Origin of the sequence: Cryobacterium sp. TMT2-14, assembly GCF_004402465.1 — a bacterium.
In the GTDB taxonomy this organism is placed as follows: Bacteria; Actinomycetota; Actinomycetes; order Actinomycetales; family Microbacteriaceae; genus Cryobacterium; species Cryobacterium sandaracinum.
The window spans coordinates 17932-34195 of the sequence record NZ_SOFV01000023.1; the positions used below are offsets into that span (position 1 = coordinate 17932).

Sequence of the window (16264 nt, forward strand, 5' to 3'; positions counted from 1 at the left end):
GCGCCACCACATCCCACTTCGGCTGACTTCGCCCGCGCGGTGGCGCTCGGCCTCGGTTGGGGGCTGCTGCCCGAGCAACAATGCCTCACCGAGCTCGGCGACGGCCAGCTCGTGGAACTGGCACCCGGGCAGCCGATCGACGTGGTGCTCTACGGGCAGCGCTGGCACATTGCCTTCCGGCTGCTGGGCGAGGTGACGGATGCCGTGGGCAGGGTCGCAGCGGCCAGTCTGCACCCGTCGGGTCCCGCGCGGACCCGGGCAGTATTGAGCATGTGCGGCGGTCAAACCTGGGGGAGGTGGGAAGCTCGCGGTCAGTCTCTCGCCCACACCTCGACTTCGCTGATTGAGGTGTCTGCCGCCCGGTCGCCGCCCACGCCGCCCACCGCGATGGCGATCGTGAGCACGATCTCTGTGGTGCTGCCCTTCGGGATTGCCAGGCTTTGATACGCGGCATAGTCGGCGACCGGCTTCTGACGAAGCATGGAGGGTTGGATGCCCTGGTCGGTCTTCACGGTGAACTGCCTCACCCGGGCATTGCGGAGGAACAAGGCCTCCGACTTCGCATAGCCATTGATCACGCAGACGAGCTGCACATCGGGTGTGCCAGGCAGAGTCAGAGTTAGCGTCTCGTTCTTGCCTAGACCGTCAGCGCCCTCCACCCACGACGTGCCGAGATCCCCATCGATCGCCAAAGCGGCTGGATGCTCGACAACAATGGGGTCGGATTCCGTCAGGGCACTGGAACTCTCGGCGCCGACCCCTGACACCAGGTGCAGCCCGCGGGGATCATCGCAGTCGGCCTCGGCGAGCGCGCTCTTGAAGAGCGGAGTGAGCGCAAGGAGCAGCAGGGACGTGGCGACAGCCGTAAGGATGCCGATTAGCAGCCCACCCACAACGCCCGGCCAGCGGCTTTGCGGCGGTTGCACGACGCCGACCCACATCCTCGGTTCGTTGGCGTTTCCGCGAGAAGCCATCTCCGCTCCAGTTCACTTCGTGTGACACCGGTATTGACGATTCCAGGAAGTCCAGAACACGCGGGATCGCATGTGTCAGGACGAATGCAATGCTTTGGCCGGAGCCTACGCGCAGGAGCATCGCTTCGGTCGGAAGCCTCGAGGGGTGTCGCCAAGCCGCTTCTGGTCGGCAAACGGATTGCCGAATGGCCACCACGGCTGCCCCTCGGCCCTCACCGCACACCCCCGACTACTCCTTCACAAAACCACTTTGACCAGCTCATTCACACTCCTGTGCCACGGCCGTCGAATGTCAGTGGCACCCCGTAACGTGACTGCTATGACCACCTCAGTCAGCACCTCGCAGGCCCAGCTCGGCTCGCGTTTCGACGCGATAGCCGCCGTCGACCGCAGCCTCGCGCGGGGCTTCGCGCAGCGGGCCGACCTGATCGATGACGCCCGCAGGTTCAGCGAAGCCACGGCCGCGAGCGCTCCCCGCAACACGAGCTCCCGGTGGGACCCCGACGAGATCGCCCGGCGCGAATTCTCGAGCGAACTGGCCTGCACCTTGCGCATCCCCGCACCCACCGCCGAGGGTCTGATCGCCGAGTCCCGGGCCCTGGCCGAAGACCTCCCCGGCACCCGGGCGGCGCTGCAAGCCGGCGAGATCAGCTACCGGCATGCCCAGGTGATCATCGGGCAGGCCCTCTCGGTGCCCGCCGCGGCCCTGTCCGATTTCGAGGAGGCGCTGCTGCCGGCCGCGCGCGCTCTGACGGCGGCCAAGCTCAAGCACAAGGCCCGCGTGCTCCGCGAGCGCCTGCACCCGGAGTCCATCACCGCCCGGCGGGAGAAGTCCTTCGCGGAACGCACCTCCTGGGTGCAGGCGGAGCCCGACGGAATGGCGACGCTGAGCCTGACCACGAGCGCCGACGTCGTGCACGCCATCTTCGCCCGGGCAAACGATGCCGCGCGCAGCCTGCAGGGGCCGGGGGAGCCGCGTTCCCCCACCCAGATGCGCACCGACGTGATGACCGACCTGCTGATCGACGGGGTGACTCCGTCGGGAATCGGCACGGGCATCCGTGCCACGGTCCAGATCATGGTCCCGGTGATGACCCTCCTCGGCCACAGCGAAGAACCCGGCTACCTCGAGGGCTACGGGCCGATTGACCCCGACACGGCCCGCGACCTGGCCTCGCGAGCACCGAGCTTCACGCGCATCCTGGTTCATCCCGAAACCGGGGTCGTGCTCTCGGTCGGCCGCACACGCTACAAGGTGACGAAAGAGCTCCGGCGGTTTCTCCGCCTGCGCGACGAAACCTGCCGCTTCGCCGGTTGCAACCAGCCCGCGCGCGGCGCCGATCTCGACCATACCCATGAATGGCAAGACCTCGGCCAGACCGCCCACGACAACCTTGCCCATCTCTGTCCGGGCTGCCATGCGTTGAAGACGGAGACCGGGTGGACGGTGAAACAAGAGCCAGGCGGCATCCTCACCTGGCACTCACCGACCGGACGCCCATTCGTGACGGAACCGGCCACCCCGATCGCCACTCCGGGTGCACCCGCGGGTGCGTCTCGGGCCGGCGCCGGGCCGCCGAGACCCGCCCGGCCACCGCTGCCCGATGAGGCCCCGTTCTGACCGGCATCGTTTCGATGCAAACGGATGCCCGACCGCCGCTACCAGGTGTCTGGACCACCGCTATCATCAAGCGCTACTCGCCACAGGGCTTGCCCGGGATTGACGAAGGCGCGTCGTGGCAACTCGATGGTTTGCGCGCGACCGTGGGAGAGAGCGTACGTTTCCGGCAGTGACCGTCTGCGTCGTTTTAGCCGTATCGAACCTGGTCGACCAGCCGCTTCAGCGAAACCTGCAACGGCGCGAACCCCTCCGGCTTGCGAGTCACCGTGGCCTCATCCAGGTAGACGTCCCGGCGAATCTCGAGCATCACCGAACTCACCCGCGCATCGCTGCGGTAGTGCTTGAGCGGCACGTACGAGCCCGCGAACGGCGCATTGGCCTGCGCGTTGAGGTCAGGGAAGCATCCGCCAACCGTGGCCAGAAGGTCGACGGATGCGTGGAACGGCTCCAACCCGACGCAGAGCGGTGCCCGGTAGCCGCCGCCGTGCAGCTCATCCGACAGCAGGGCCTCCGGGTAGGAATGAACGTCGAAGATCACGGCTCGCCCGTGCACGGCCAGCGTTGCGTCCACGAGTTGGGTGAACCGGGCCGAGTAGGTGGTGAAGTAGTCCATCAGGAGCTTCTCATCGTCGGCGGACACCCGGCGGATCTCCTGGCTCCGGGAACCGTGGGTGTAGAGCACGCCCATGCCGACCGCGTTCATCTCCTCGGTGTCGTCGGGGAACCGCTCCACGTCGACCGCAAACCGGGAGAGCCCGCTGATGACCGCGCTCGCACCCGTGATGGCCCCGACGAGTTCGTCGGTGAAGTGGTCGGTCATGATGTCTTTCTCGGCCTCCAACTCGGCCGGTGAGATGACGTAGGAGTGCAGGTGCTCCGCCGGGATCGCACGCCCGCCGTGCGGTGCGTGCAGGATCACGGGTGACGTCGCCGAGTTGTCGATCAGGCGGAACAGCGCGGTTTCGGTGTGGGTGGTCATCGGGTGCCTCCAGGCCGTGGCGCTCCCGGTCGGAAGGAGTTCAGGGTCTCAGGGGCCACCGACATTCGGTCACTGATGCTCCGTGGCCCCTGCTCTGGGCCTACCTTGGCGCGCAAGCGGGGTCATCTCGGGCTGCGACTGGAGCAACAAACAGAACGAGGGGGCCGCATGACTCGTGCAAAATGGCAACTGGAATCAGCCGATGAGTTTCGGAACGGACCCCAGGCCAAGGTGGTCGACTTCTGGCGTTTCGGGATGGGAGATGCGCGAACGAACAATCTGCGCGGCTACCTGGCCGAGTACGTGGTTGGCCTCGCCGTAGACGCAATTCCCGCGAGTCGAGTCGAGTAGGACGCGTACGACGTGCTGGCGCTCAGCGGCACCCGCATCGAGGTCAAGACCTCAGGCCTTGTTCAGGCCCGGAATAAGTCTGATCCGCGTTCTCAAACAAAACCGCGTTGGAAAGTGCGAAAGGGAAACGCCCACACTGACATTGGTGGGAAGCCGAAGCGACTTCACGCCGATGTGTATGTCTTTGCCTTGGTTACGTCGACCTGTTTGGCCGATTACGACCCGCTCGACCTCGATAAGTGGGAGTTCCGGGTGGCGAGCCGCTGGCAGATCGACGAGTTTGATCGGTCCACATTCACGCCGAGCAATTTGACCGTCGATGGAATTCAACCGGTTCGTTGGGCCGGACTCAAGGATGCCATAGCCGCGGCTGGGCCCCAGTCCGTGACCGACGAGATGTCGCTATTCGTTGCCATCAAGTTGGCCACGGAGCACCTCGGAGAGCGTAGCCAGGCTGGAATTGGGTCTTAGCACATGGAATCAAAGCTTTTCTGGCAACCGCGCGCGCTTCTGAAGGAGTTGGAATCAGTAGGAGATTGGCCGCGTCTTGCGACAGTTTTCCTGACGCTCGAGTGGTCATCGATTCTGCAAGGGCGGCCCGCCCGTTCTGGGGCTGTAGTCAGCGTTCCCCGCCCGCTAGATTCGGCCCAGGGAATCGGGGGATCCATGAGTATTGAGGCGCCATCGATGAGGCAGCCTTCCACGCTCTCCCGATTAAACAGTGACGTAAAGGCGCCGCGGCATTCAGGACGACGGGTTGTTGAGACCGCTCTCGTTTTGTGCCTGATCCTCCCTCTTTCGGCGTGCTCAGGTTCGCGTCCGAATATACGAGAGGAGGCAATGTTTGAGGCCAGGATCAGCATAGAGAAGGTCTCCGCCCTGGCCATCGAAAGCGCCATTGGCCACAACCTCGACAGCTACTTGGATGCGGTGTCCACAGGAGACGTCTGGCCCAAGCCGGCGTTCGCCACAATCCGCGAAGACACAGATGAACAGACACCCGGTTGGGCTCGCGGAGCGGCGTTCGGAGCGGTAGTCGATCGATCAATGTCCTACCCGAAGGTGCTGGTTAGCTACGCCGCATCGGGGCAAAGCTCCACCGGAAGTGGATTCAATTCGAGGGTTGCCAACGTGTTGGTCTGCGTCAGCATCGAGGTCGAGTTCGTGGGCGACCGGGTTGATGTCTATATGCCCCCTTCTATCGCTGCCGTGGAATGTCCCGCCGACGTACAAAAATACTTCGGCGGGAACGAATTGGTCACGCTTGACGAGGTGTTCGCCGCATCTCCATGACGTTAGCGGCGGCCCAAAGTCACCGACTTTCGATAGCGCCAACCGCCACGGTGGCTGAAGACGGCTGTGAGGGGTCGCAAATCGACCTTCCTGAGTCGATTGAAGGTCGATTTATGACCCCTCACGGCTTCGGCAGGGCGAATCAGGAGCCTCCGAATCGGTGTGGAGTCTGTTCCAGACCTGCCGTAGGCATCCATATTTACTGCCGAGACACCCCCACTGGGGACAAAAAAGCAGGCCAAAGCCTTCTTTCGCGGTGCGCCCCCACCTAGGCTTGAACTTTGCAGTAAAGCCAATCAGTTGGGGGACTGAAGCGTGAGTTCGGATAATGTGTTGCTCGCAACGGGGGCGCTGGTCGTGGCGCACTGCGGGGTCCTGATGGGCACGGTGTGTCTGCCGTTCGCGGCGTCGTTCCTCCTGGACGGAATCGTGCAGCTTCTGCGAGGCGACGGCCCGAAGCTGTTCCTGGGCAGCCTGGGCCTGGTGGTTCTGCTTGCCGGTGCCGGATACGCCCTGTGGCAGTTCGGAGCCGGCTACCCCGGAGTGGAAATGGAGAGGCCGGCCCTCATGGTCACGGTTTCCCTTTACCTGGTCGCGGTCTCCACTGTGCTGGCGCTGATCGGGTTCGTGCTGCGAACGGTGAGGCTCCTCCGGGACGCCCGGCGGGAGGCGGACAGGCTGCAGTACATGCAGATGTCTCCCCTGTGACGCCGGCTGAGCACCGCGCTGCCTCGGACTGACCGGCTCGTCTCGACCCTCAGTCGCGGAAGGTGAGCGCCAAAGCCCGATCGGCCTCGACACTCGCCCGGTGAAGTTCTTGATTAGCGGCCATTTCGGGGCGACGGCGGATGATGAGCCAGGCGATGCCGAGCCCGATGAACCACACCGGCGTCACGACCAACGCCTGCAGCGTATCCGTCTTCTGGGTGAGCGCCCAGATCAGGAATACGAAGAACGCGAGCAGGACATAACTCATGTACACGCCGCCGGGCATTTTGAACTTGGATGCTGCGTGCAGCGCCGGGCGGCGCTTGCGATACACGATGTAGCTCACCACGATGATGGTCCATACGAAGATGAACAGCACCGACGCCATTGTTGTCACCACGGTGAACACGGCCATGATCGATGAACTCGAATACAGCAGCACAGCCGATATGAGCAGGAACATGCACGAGAACAGCAGGGCGTTGGCCGGCACCTTGTGGCGGGTCAGACGTTGGAACCGCCCCGATGCCGTGCCCTCGACCGACAGCCCGAAAAGCATTCTGGATGTTGAATACAGACCGGAGTTTGCTGAGGATGTCGCGCTCGTGAGCACGACGAAGTTGATCACGGCCGCGGCCCCGCCGAGCCCTGCGAGGGCGAACATCGCCACGAACGGGCTCACATCGGCGCGGACCTCACGCCACGGCGTGACCGTCATGATCATGATCAAGGCGAGAACGTAGAACAGCATGATGCGAATGGGAATGGAGTTGATTGCCTTGGGAAGGTTCTTCTCCGGGTGCTGCGCTTCGGCGGCCGTGGTGCCCACGAGCTCGACCCCGAGGAACGCGAACACGGAGAGCTGGAAACCGGCGATGAACCCCATCGGGCCGGTCGGGAACATCCCGCCGTCGTTCCACAGGTTGGTGAAACTCGCCGGGGTGCCGTTGGGGGACTGGAACTGAGTGAACACCATCACGAGGCCCACGACGATAAGCGTGACAATTGCCACGATTTTGATCAGCGCGAACCAGAACTCGGTCTCGCCGAACGCCTTGACACTCGTGAGGTTGAAGCCGAGCAGAATCGTTACCGCCACGAGCGCCGGAATCCATAGCGGCAGATCGGGCCACCAGAAGCTCGTATACAGCGCGATCGCGATCAGCTCGGCGATGGCGGTGACGATCCAGCACACCCAGTACGTCCAGCTCGTGAAGAAGGCGGCCCACGGCCCGAGCAGGTCACCGGCGAAGTCGCTGAACGACTTGTATTCGAGGTTGGAGAGCAGCAACTCGCCCATGGCCCGCATGACGAAGAACAACATGAAGCCGATGATCATATAGACGAAGATCACGGACGGCCCCGCGAGGGAGATCGTCTTCCCCGAGCCCATGAACAGGCCCGTTCCGATCGCACCGCCGATGGCGATGAGCTGGATATGACGGTTCGAGAGCGATCGTGCCAGGTGTGGTTGCGCGTTCGGCGCTGGATGCGTGCTGGTTTTCACTTGCGACATCGGAGATACTTCCTTGTAGTCCAGGCAATGGGCACAGTGTCGGGGTCACCGATCTCTGCAGAAATTGTGGGTCGCGGATGCCGGGGCCGACCGATCAGGCCGTACCCGGCATCCGCGACCAGTGCTGCTAGACCAGCGCGAGCTCGACCTCTGAGACGAGGTCGGTCCAATCCGTGAGCGGTAGGTCGAGGGCGACGCTGACCGAGCGGTTCGCGACCCTTCCGGCGGCGATGTTCAGGCCACCGGCAAGGGCGGCGTCCCGCTCGAATGCTGCACGCACGCCACGGTCGGCAATCGACAAAGCGTAGGGCAGAGTCACGTTCGTCAGCGCGAGGGTCGACGTCTGCGGAACGGCGCCGGGCATGTTGGCGACGCAGTAGAAGATCGAACCGTGCACGGGGAAGGTGGGGTTCTCGTGCGTTGTGGCGTGTGTGCCCTCGAAGCAGCCGCCCTGGTCGACCGCGATGTCCACGAGCACGGAGCCCCGCTTCATGCGCGACACGAGCTCGTTGGTGACGAGCTTGGGGGCCTTGGCGCCGGGGATCAGCACGGAGCCGATCACGAGGTCGGCCTCGGTGACGGAACGGTTGATCTCGTAGGCGTTCGAGGCGATGGTCTTCAGACGTCCGGCGTACTGGGCGTCGAGTTCGCGCAGGCGGTCGATGTTGATGTCCAGGATGGTGACGTCAGCGCCCATCCCGATGGCCATGGCGGCGGCGTTGGAGCCAGCGACGCCGGCACCGATCACAGTCACCTTGGCGGCCCGCACCCCGGGCACCCCGCCCATCAGCATGCCCGGGCCACCACCCGGTCGGGTCATCGACGCGGCGCCGACCTGACCGGCGAGGCGTCCGGCAACCTCGCTCATCGGGGCAAGCAGCGGCAGTGAACGGTCAGCCTTCTGCACGGTCTCGTAAGCGATCGCGGTCACGCCGGACTCGAGCAGGGCGCTGGCGAGGGCGGGCTCGGCGGCGAGGTGCAGGTAGGTGAAGAGGATCAAGCCCTCACGAAAGTACGAGTACTCGGCCGCGATCGGCTCTTTCACCTTGAGGATCATGTCGGCGCTGGCCCACACCTCGAAGGCGGTCTTGACGATGGTTGCACCGGCGGCTTCGTAGTCGGTGTCAGCGAAGCCGGAGGCGATTCCCGCGCCGGCCTGTACCAGCACGGTGTGGCCGTGAATCTTGGCTTCGTGCACTCCGGCGGCGGTGATGGCCACGCGGAACTCGTTGTTCTTGACTTCGGTTGGAACGCCAATGATCATGGGGAACTCCTGCTTCTTGTAGACGCCTGCTGATCGACTTTGGTCAGCTTTAAAATGATAAACCCGGATTTAAAGGCCGCCCCGGCTCCGCCACGGGGACAACGGAGGCCGAGGGCAACTCCGTCGTGCGGTGCACAAGGCAGAAAATTGCCGTTTACACAGGTATTTGTCTTTCCCGAGGCCGGTGGTCAGGGGCGGATTCATCGTGCAGACACCCCGCAGTCGGCTCGACATCTGTTGCGCCCAGGTGCGTCGATCGTCTCCTGACGTCCACGCTGCTCCGTTAGATTGAATCTATGAAAACGGCCGATATTGACCAAGCAGTGGTCAACATCGCCGCGCGAATTGACCGGGCTCTCTCGCTTGAAGACCTCGACGGCGGGCTGCTCGCGTATAGCGCGCATCAACCCACGGCCGACCGAGTGCGCACGAACTTTCTGCTGAGCAAGGTTGTTCCGCCCGATGTCAGCGCCTGGCAGCTCAGCCACGGTATCGCCTCGGCAGTGAAGCCGGTTCCCGTGCCGGCCAACGCCGACCTCGGAATGTTGGGCCGCGTGTGCGTGCCGCTGCTGGCACGTGGATTCCGGGTGGGGTATCTGTGGGTCCTCCAGCTCGACGACGAGCAAACGCCCGAGGTGATTCTGCGTGAGCTGCGGCTCATCCGCCCGGAGATGGACGCCCTCGCAGAGATGCTGCTCAACCGTTCCAGCGCCGATTCTAAAGCGCGGCGCACCGACGAGGCCCAATTCCTCGCCGCGTGCTTGGGGGACCGCAATGCCGGCGTGGCGGTGGACGGTTGGCCTGGTGTGCACGGGCGCGGACCCTGGCGGCTCGCCGCGCTGCTCGAGCGCGGTGACAACGCGCAGCGCGACCCCGCCAAGAGCGGCCTGCTGCACCGTCTCGCCGCACTGTATGCCACGCTTGGCATCAATACCGTGCTGTTCTCGGCCGGCACCGAAACGCATGCCGTTCTGCTGCTCCACGACGAGATTGACGGCTTCGACCTGTCCGAGGTTCGAATGCGCTTTGAGTTCGAGGTGTCCCGCCGCGGTGGGCAGGTGGCTGCACCCGCCCTGATCGGGCTGAGCGAGCCCTTCACCGACCTGCGACGGCTGCCCGGTGCCTACTCCGAGGCGCGGAGCGCCGTGCAAGCGGCCAGGGTTGATACCCAGCTCGGCACGCTCGTATCGTTTCGCGCTACCGGGGTCTACCAATTCCTGGCCGTCGCAAGTCGAGACGTGTTGCCGTCCGAGTCAGCGCTCTTCTCCGAACTCCGGGCACTCGACCGAAACGGGGAACTGCTGCCCGTGCTCGAGATGCTCTACGACAAGAACGGGTCCGTGGCCGAGGTCGCAGAGCACCTGCATTTGCACCGAACCAGTATTTACAACCGGCTCGCACGCATCCGTTCCGCGTTGGGCGTCGACCCGCTCGGCGGGCAGGCGCGCCTTGAGCTGCACCTGGCCCTCAAGGCCGACCGCTGGGCTGGCCGTCCGCGCCTCTGACGGGCCTGCCCGGATTGGTCTCAGACGTTTCGGTAGACGCGGGGAACGCGGGGACTGATGCGGGTGACCACTTCGTAATTGATGGTGCCGGCGGCCGCCGCCCACTCGTCAACGGATGCGTCGTCGTCGCCGGGGCCGAACAGCACCGCTTCGGCACCGATCACCGACGAGCCGGAGGCCACGAGTGCGGCCTCACCGAGGTCGATGACCATCTGGTCCATGGCGATGCGCCCGACCACGGGATAGGTCACGCCGTTGACTCGCACCGGGCCTCCCGTGGCGATGCGCGGAATGCCGTCGGCGTAGCCCAAAGGAATCAGGGCGAGCGTCGTCGGGGCCGTGGTGCGGTAGTTGAGCCCGTAGGAGACGCCCTGTCCGGCGGGAACGTCTTTGCACACCGATACGAGCGTGCGCAAGGTCATCGCCGGGCGCAATCCGAGGTCGTTCGAGGTCTGGTTGGCGAACGGCGACAGGCCGTAGATGGCCAGCCCCGCCCGCACCAGATCGAAGTGCGTGTCGGGGCGGGACAGCGTGCCGGCGCTGTTGGCGAGGTGCCGCACCATCGGGCTCAGCCCCGCCTCCTGCGCCACAGCAACGGCCGTCGTGAATGCCGCAACCTGTTCGTCGGTCTCGACGCGGTCGGGTTCATCGGCCACCGCGAGGTGCGAGAAGATGCCCACGACGGTCACAGATCCGCTGGCTTCCGCCTGTCGGGCGCGGGCCACGAGCTCGGCCCACTCCGTGGGGGTGCTGCCGTTGCGGCCCAGACCGGTGTCAATCTTGAGATGAATGCGTGCGGTTTTTTGCTGCTGCTGCGCAGCCAGGGCGATGAGCGGCAACTCCCAGCCGGAGCATCCGAGATCAATGTCCGCGGTGATTGCCGCGGCGAAGTCGCTGTCTGTGGTGTTCAACCAGGCCAGTACCGGCACCGGGATGGCCGCAGCGCGGAGTGCCAGTGCCTCCGATATGTGTGCCACGCCGAGCCACTCCGCTCCCGCCTCGAGCGCCGCGCGAGCGACGGGGAGAACCCCGTGACCGTAGGCGTCCGCTTTGACGACCGCCATCAGCCGGGCTGGGGCGGCGAGCGCAACGAGGTGGCGAACGTTGTGTCTGATCGCGTCGAGGTCGATCACGGCTGCGCGCTCCGGCAGCCGTTCGGTGGCGGTGGGCACGGCTGCTGATTTCACACGTTGCAGCCTAACCCTCGGGTGCGAAGGCCAACTCTTGGCGGAGTGGCACGACCCAACGGTTGCCGCTGGCCGATCATGCAGCTTATGCGCCCCCTACGAAGCCAGGTCGCGCAGCAGAAGCTCAACCAGCAAGCGCTGACTCCGTTGTGACGGCAGTGCGTGGACATACTCGCTGATCCGAGCCTCGGCTTCGACCTCACCCGGCACCAGGGGGAGCAGCTCACCCCGTGCGGCCGCCCGAAGCTCAGGCCCGGTCATTAGAGCGGGCAGGTCAACCTTGAGCGCCGGGAGGGGTTTGAGCCCGGCGTGCCGCATCGCTTCGCGATAGACCTCGCGCACCCTTTCTAGAGCGATGGACTTCTCCGGCTCGCGCAGGATGAAAGCCCGGTTGCTGGTGTGGCGGGTGTTCCAGGTTTTCAACCCACGGGCATCCGCGTAGTCGCCGAATCGCATCTTCTTCATGAACTGGTTCACGCTCCGGTGAGCGTCTCCGCCATGGGCAACGATGGAGCGGATGTTGGGGTGCAGATCAAGAACTCGCTTGAGCACATCGAGCCCGTCGTCAATCAGATTGTTCGGCAGGCCGTTCGGGTGTGTTTCGTGCACGTGCCACGGGTACGCGTTCCAGGGCACGATCTGGGCGTCGGTGAGGCCAACGGTCTCGTAGATGTCGCCCATCCGAGCGGCCGAGCCGTCATTGTTCTCTCGGGACAGCATGCCGGAGCCCTTGGCTCCGCCGGCCTGCGGCCCAGGGTTCGAGGAGAGGGCAAGGATGACGGCGGTTGAAGCACCGTAATGGGGCGCGATGTACGGAACAGAGAAGCCGGGCAGCTCCATCATCAATTGATCGCAGAGTGCGTTGATCGCGGCCACCTGCGGCTCGCGGATTCGGTTCAGCTGGTCGTCGCGAAATTCTGGGTCGGCCATCCGTCGGGTCATGCCTGAAGCCTAGAGGCGTCTGTCTCACCTCCAATTCGCGGCGCCCCCAACTGGGGTCAGCAGGGCAGATCACAGGCGTTCTTGGTGATGTCGGCGCACCTAGGCTGGCACTGGAAGTGATCGGCAAACAGTTGGGGGACTGAACAATGAGCCCGGATTCTTTTGGAGCCTTGTTAGCGGCATACGGCGGGATCATCGTGCTGACGGTGTTTCTGCCGTTCATAGCCTCCTTTATTTTGGATGGCGTTGTTCAGGTACTGCGGAGCAATGGTTTGAAGTTCTTCCTTGCCGCTCTCGGCCTGACCGGGGTCTTCGCGCTCGCCGGCTACCTTCTTTGGCAGTACGGGATCAACAACCCGCCTCTGCCGTCGTCGACCCTGGAGAGCATGGGGACCATGGCTCAGATGCTGCTGACATTTTCGACAGTCCTCGCGCTGGCCGCATTCGTGAGTCGCACGGTGAAGCTGCTCTGGAAGACTCGGCGAGCGGCATAGTTATGGTCTGTTCCGCCCAGCGCAGTCGCCCGTGACCATCCCCAACCGAGCCCAGACCTGGCACCCGTCGGCCCTCGGCAAGCGCGTCACGAAATCCCGGGACTGGCGACTGACCCTGACCGGCCCCGAACTCACGATCACCCTCGACGGTGAGCCCGTCGCCCGCGACATCGGCTCCTTCGGCGGGCTGACCGTGACCCCCGGTCGCCTCTGGTCACACCTCGAGCTGGAGCATCCGGACCGGCGCTTTCGGTTCCGCGGCATCCCGAACCGGCGCGCGGCATCCTTCGCGACGGCCTTCACAGCGGCACAGGCCGAGGCCGTGCGCGTGCTCAGGCTGCTGCAACTCGTCGACGAATTCGATCAGGCCGCCAAACAGGTGCGGCTCTTCACCGAAGCGCTCGGCACCGCCGTCGCCGTGCAGCTCAAGACGAAGGGCTGGCTCACCACAGAGTTCTCCGCCTACTGGGCCGCGCGCAAAGCCGCCGTCGGCTTCGGCCAGCTGCTCGACGACCCCGATCTCCGGCCACACATCACGGAACTCTCCGCGGTGTCCCGGGAGACGGTTAATATCTGGCGCGACGACCTGCCCGAGTTCGTCGCCGCCCAGAACGAGCGGCACCTTGCCGCCGAGCTCGACGACTGCCAGGACTTCTTCGACACGGTCGAGAAGTCACCGCTCACACCCGAGCAGGCGCGCGCGGTCGTCTGCTTCGACAACCGGATGCTGGTCGTCGCCGCAGCCGGATCCGGCAAGACCTCGACGATGGTCGCCAAAGCCGGCTACGCGCTGCACCGCAACCTGATTCCGGCCGACAAGATCCTGATGCTGGCCTTCAACAATGCCGCGGCGAAGGAGCTGGGCGCGCGCACCCAAGAACGGCTGGCGCCTCTGGGCCTCGATGCCGGCAAGGTCGTCGCGAAGACGTTCCACGCGTTCGGCCTCGAGATCATCGGGAAGGCCACCGGTCGCAAGCCGTCGCTGGCGCCCTGGCTCGAGGGTGGGGGAGACATCAAACAGCTGGGGCGCATCGTCGATGTTCTCCGCGCGACAAACCCGCCGTTCCGTCTCCACTGGGACTTCTTCCGGGCAGTGCTCGCCCGTGACTACCCCGACCCTGACGCAGAGCTCGGTGAAACGGACAAGCCACCGGCCTTCCGCACGGCGCAGGGCGAGCAGGTCAGAAGCACCGGTGAGCGGATGATCGCCGACTGGCTCTACTTCAACAGCGTCGAGTACGTGTACGAACGCTCCTACGAGGTCGACACGGCCGACTCCGAGCACCGGCAGTACCACCCGGACTTCTACTATCCGCAGATCGACGCGTATCACGAGCACTGGGCGGTCGACGAGAACGGGCAGGCGCCGGAGGAGTTCGTCGGCTACCTCGACGGCATGCAGTGGAAGCGCGAGACCCACCGCCGCCACGGCACCACGCTTCTGGAGACGACGAGGGCACAGCTCTGGAGCGGCGAAGGCCTCAGTCATCTGGAGAAGGAGCTGACCGAGCGCGGCATCCGTTTGCAGGCAAACCCCGAGCGGCTCCTCGCCGGGCAGACACCCACAGATTATGGGCGCCTGCTTCAGACGTTCCGCTCGTTCCTCACCCACGCCAAGAGCAATCGCCTCAGCGACGACCAGCTGCGGCAACGCCTCGAGGAGCAGTCACACGGCGAGGTGCGATTCCGCGACGCCGCGTTCCTGCGCCTGTTCGCCCCGATTCGGCGGGAGTGGGACAAGAAGCTGGCCGCCGAGGGCTGCATCGACTTCGAGGACATGCTCAATCTGTCGGCGGATCACCTGGAGGCCGGCGACTGGGAGAGCCCCTACGAGCTGGTCATGGTCGACGAGTTCCAGGACGCCAGCCACGCTCGGGCCAGGCTCGCCCGCGGCCTAGTCGCCCAGCCCGGCTGTCACCTGTTCGCCGTCGGTGACGACTGGCAGAGCATCAACCGGTTCGCCGGCGCCGACCTGTCGGTGATGACCGACTTCGAGCACCTGTTCGGGCCCAGCGAGGTGCTGCGGCTGGAGCGCACGTTCCGGTTTCCGCAATCGATAGCGGATGTCTCCAGCCGGTTCGTGCTGCAGAACCCCACCCAGCTGATCAAACGCGTCGTGTCCTCGACCCCGGAATTCCCGCCGACGATCGGGGCCGTCTCTGTCGACACCGACAAGGCCGTGAAGGCGGCCATCCACCACCGGCTCAAGGCGCTGCACACCCAGATCGCCCGGGGCCGAATCCCTCAGCCCGTGGGCGTCAAGGTCACCGTTTTCGTCCTGGGGCGGTACCGCCACCAGAGCGATTGCCTGCCGGACTGCCGCGACCTCGCTGACCTTCTGGACGTGGAGTTCATGACCATCCACGCCTCGAAAGGCGCCGAGGCGGACTACATCGTGATCCCGGGTATGGTCTCGGGCAAGTGGGGCTTTCCAAGCACCATCCCGAACGACCCAGTGCTGCGCATGGCGATGCCCGCGGCCGAAGACTTCAAGCGGGCCGAGGAACGGCGACTGTTTTACGTGGCCATGACCCGTGCCCGGCGGGGCGTGCTGCTGGTCACCGTCAAGAACAGGGAGTCACCCTTCCTGATGGAACTGATCCGGGACCACGGGATCGTGCGCACCAACGCCATCGGCGAGGCTCTCGATTCCACCGTCTGCCCCCGGTGCGGCCGTGCGTTCATGGTCGAGCGCCCGGGCAAGCGCGGGCCGTTCCTGGGCTGCCGGCGGTATCCGCGGTGCAAGAGCACCCTCGCGCTGACCTGAGCGCGACCGTGACGGGGCGTAAATGACCTCAACCGGGGCGCCATCCCGGTATCCAATCGGCTGGGGGCGGCCTAGCGTTCGCACTGTACTCGTCAACCCCGCTGTCCCCGCACTAGGAGGAGGAATCATGACCGCGAACCCACCAGCCGGGGTAGCTGGCATCCGCGTCAAGACTGCGCGCGACATCGAGTCGACCGGAGACATCACCGCCTCGGACCGCTACCTCATTGACAGCTCGGACTCGGGCGGCGTGATCGCGGTCGTGGAACACCTGCTGGCTCCGCGCACCCTCGCGGCCCCGATCCACCGGCACAGTCGGGAGGACGAGTACAGTCTCGTGCTTGCCGGGCGGCTCGGCGTCTTCGAGCAAGGCGACGAAATCGTCTCCGTGCCGGGTGAACTGGTGTTCAAGCCGAGAGGGCGCTGGCATACCTTCTGGAATGCCGGCGACGAGCCCTTGCGGGTTCTGGAGCTGATCGCACCTGGTGAAATCGAACAGCTCTTCCGCCAGCTGGCCGAACCGGGTGGCGAGTACGACCCGGCGACGCTCCCGGCGCTGGCGGCCGAGTACGGCTGCGATGTGGATTTTGAGGCCACGATGCTCCTGGTGCAGCGGCACGGGCTCGTGTTCTGAGGCGCTGGCGACCACGCACAGCGCAGGCG

General features: G+C 65.0%; 15 protein-coding genes. 9 read left to right on the top strand and 6 right to left on the bottom strand.

What is annotated here, in order from left to right:
* Positions 1 to 311 precede the first annotated feature (311 nt).
* Positions 312 to 974 carry a hypothetical protein gene (locus E3O28_RS09290; protein WP_134415694.1) on the bottom strand — a complete coding sequence of 221 codons (663 nt, stop codon included), beginning with the start codon at positions 972 to 974 and terminating at the stop codon, positions 312 to 314.
* 319 nt (positions 975 to 1293) lie between these two features.
* On the opposite strand from E3O28_RS09290, the gene E3O28_RS09295 reads away from it, so the two are divergent.
* Positions 1294 to 2595 carry an HNH endonuclease signature motif containing protein gene (locus tag E3O28_RS09295; RefSeq protein ID WP_166784782.1) on the top strand — a complete coding sequence of 434 codons (1302 nt, stop codon included), beginning with the start codon at positions 1294 to 1296 and terminating at the stop codon, positions 2593 to 2595.
* A gap of 187 nt (positions 2596 to 2782) precedes the next feature.
* Here E3O28_RS09295 and E3O28_RS09300 read toward each other — a convergent pair whose 3' ends face one another.
* Positions 2783 to 3574 (bottom strand): N-formylglutamate amidohydrolase, encoded by a 792-nt coding sequence (locus tag E3O28_RS09300; protein WP_134415696.1) that lies wholly within the window; start codon positions 3572 to 3574, stop codon positions 2783 to 2785.
* 168 nt (positions 3575 to 3742) lie between these two features.
* Between E3O28_RS09300 and E3O28_RS09305 the strand changes: the two genes are divergently transcribed.
* The 4 genes from E3O28_RS09305 (at position 3743) to E3O28_RS09320 (ending at position 5926) form a co-directional block, all read left to right on the top strand.
* The gene (locus E3O28_RS09305; protein ID WP_134415697.1) at positions 3743 to 3925 is read left to right on the top strand and encodes a hypothetical protein; all 183 of its coding nucleotides are present in this window, start codon (positions 3743 to 3745) and stop codon (positions 3923 to 3925) included.
* Positions 3926 to 3937: 12 nt separating this feature from the next.
* Entirely contained in the window at positions 3938 to 4396 is a 459-nt protein-coding gene (locus E3O28_RS09310; protein ID WP_134415698.1) for a hypothetical protein, read from the top strand.
* 369 nt (positions 4397 to 4765) lie between these two features.
* Positions 4766 to 5218 carry a hypothetical protein gene (locus E3O28_RS09315; protein ID WP_134415699.1) on the top strand — a complete coding sequence of 151 codons (453 nt, stop codon included), beginning with the start codon at positions 4766 to 4768 and terminating at the stop codon, positions 5216 to 5218.
* Positions 5219 to 5533: 315 nt separating this feature from the next.
* Positions 5534 to 5926 carry a hypothetical protein gene (locus tag E3O28_RS09320; protein ID WP_134415700.1) on the top strand — a complete coding sequence of 131 codons (393 nt, stop codon included), beginning with the start codon at positions 5534 to 5536 and terminating at the stop codon, positions 5924 to 5926.
* Positions 5927 to 5975: 49 nt separating this feature from the next.
* On the opposite strand, the gene cycA is transcribed toward E3O28_RS09320, so the two are convergent.
* Together cycA and ald are read right to left on the bottom strand one after the other, a co-directional pair.
* A complete protein-coding gene (gene cycA, locus E3O28_RS09325) occupies positions 5976 to 7442 on the bottom strand; it encodes a D-serine/D-alanine/glycine transporter (protein ID WP_134393754.1) in 1467 nt (488 codons plus the stop codon).
* Positions 7443 to 7569: 127 nt separating this feature from the next.
* Entirely contained in the window at positions 7570 to 8706 is a 1137-nt protein-coding gene (gene ald, locus E3O28_RS09330; RefSeq protein ID WP_134415701.1) for an alanine dehydrogenase, read from the bottom strand.
* Positions 8707 to 9002: 296 nt separating this feature from the next.
* Between ald and E3O28_RS09335 the strand changes: the two genes are divergently transcribed.
* Complete coding sequence (locus E3O28_RS09335) at positions 9003 to 10211, top strand: PucR family transcriptional regulator (protein ID WP_134374091.1); 1209 nt, start codon at positions 9003 to 9005, stop codon at positions 10209 to 10211.
* Between the two features lie 20 nt (positions 10212 to 10231).
* Here E3O28_RS09335 and alr read toward each other — a convergent pair whose 3' ends face one another.
* Both alr and E3O28_RS09345 read right to left on the bottom strand, forming a co-directional pair.
* Positions 10232 to 11398, bottom strand: a complete 1167-nt coding sequence (gene alr, locus E3O28_RS09340; RefSeq protein WP_241973078.1) for an alanine racemase — start codon at positions 11396 to 11398, stop codon at positions 10232 to 10234.
* Positions 11399 to 11494: 96 nt separating this feature from the next.
* Positions 11495 to 12340, bottom strand: a complete 846-nt coding sequence (locus tag E3O28_RS09345; RefSeq protein WP_134415705.1) for a uracil-DNA glycosylase — start codon at positions 12338 to 12340, stop codon at positions 11495 to 11497.
* A 146-nt stretch (positions 12341 to 12486) separates the two neighbouring features.
* Between E3O28_RS09345 and E3O28_RS09350 the strand changes: the two genes are divergently transcribed.
* The 3 genes from E3O28_RS09350 to E3O28_RS09360 all read left to right on the top strand — a co-directional run bounded on the left by E3O28_RS09350 (position 12487) and on the right by E3O28_RS09360 (position 16235).
* On the top strand, positions 12487 to 12834 hold the full coding sequence (locus E3O28_RS09350; protein WP_134401095.1) for a hypothetical protein: 348 nt from the start codon (positions 12487 to 12489) through the stop codon (positions 12832 to 12834).
* Between the two features lie 31 nt (positions 12835 to 12865).
* The gene (locus tag E3O28_RS09355) at positions 12866 to 15601 is read left to right on the top strand and encodes a UvrD-helicase domain-containing protein (RefSeq protein WP_134415708.1); all 2736 of its coding nucleotides are present in this window, start codon (positions 12866 to 12868) and stop codon (positions 15599 to 15601) included.
* Positions 15602 to 15728: 127 nt separating this feature from the next.
* Complete coding sequence (locus E3O28_RS09360) at positions 15729 to 16235, top strand: cupin domain-containing protein (protein ID WP_134415710.1); 507 nt, start codon at positions 15729 to 15731, stop codon at positions 16233 to 16235.
* Positions 16236 to 16264: the final 29 nt, after the last annotated feature.

What these genes read in the sequence shown, in the direction of transcription:
- E3O28_RS09335 (WP_134374091.1), top strand. Translation starts at nt 9,003, where the DNA reads ATGAAAACGGCCGATATTGACCAAGCAGTGGTCAACATCGCCGCGCGA.
- cycA (WP_134393754.1), bottom strand. Translation starts at nt 7,442, where the DNA reads ATGTCGCAAGTGAAAACCAGCACGCATCCAGCGCCGAACGCGCAACCA.
- E3O28_RS09300 (WP_134415696.1), bottom strand. Translation starts at nt 3,574, where the DNA reads ATGACCACCCACACCGAAACCGCGCTGTTCCGCCTGATCGACAACTCG.
- E3O28_RS09345 (WP_134415705.1), bottom strand. Translation starts at nt 12,340, where the DNA reads ATGACCCGACGGATGGCCGACCCAGAATTTCGCGACGACCAGCTGAAC.
- E3O28_RS09360 (WP_134415710.1), top strand. Translation starts at nt 15,729, where the DNA reads ATGACCGCGAACCCACCAGCCGGGGTAGCTGGCATCCGCGTCAAGACT.
- E3O28_RS09350 (WP_134401095.1), top strand. Translation starts at nt 12,487, where the DNA reads ATGAGCCCGGATTCTTTTGGAGCCTTGTTAGCGGCATACGGCGGGATC.
- E3O28_RS09315 (WP_134415699.1), top strand. Translation starts at nt 4,766, where the DNA reads ATGTTTGAGGCCAGGATCAGCATAGAGAAGGTCTCCGCCCTGGCCATC.
- ald (WP_134415701.1), bottom strand. Translation starts at nt 8,706, where the DNA reads ATGATCATTGGCGTTCCAACCGAAGTCAAGAACAACGAGTTCCGCGTG.
- E3O28_RS09290 (WP_134415694.1), bottom strand. Translation starts at nt 974, where the DNA reads ATGGCTTCTCGCGGAAACGCCAACGAACCGAGGATGTGGGTCGGCGTC.
- E3O28_RS09295 (WP_166784782.1), top strand. Translation starts at nt 1,294, where the DNA reads ATGACCACCTCAGTCAGCACCTCGCAGGCCCAGCTCGGCTCGCGTTTC.
- E3O28_RS09305 (WP_134415697.1), top strand. Translation starts at nt 3,743, where the DNA reads ATGACTCGTGCAAAATGGCAACTGGAATCAGCCGATGAGTTTCGGAAC.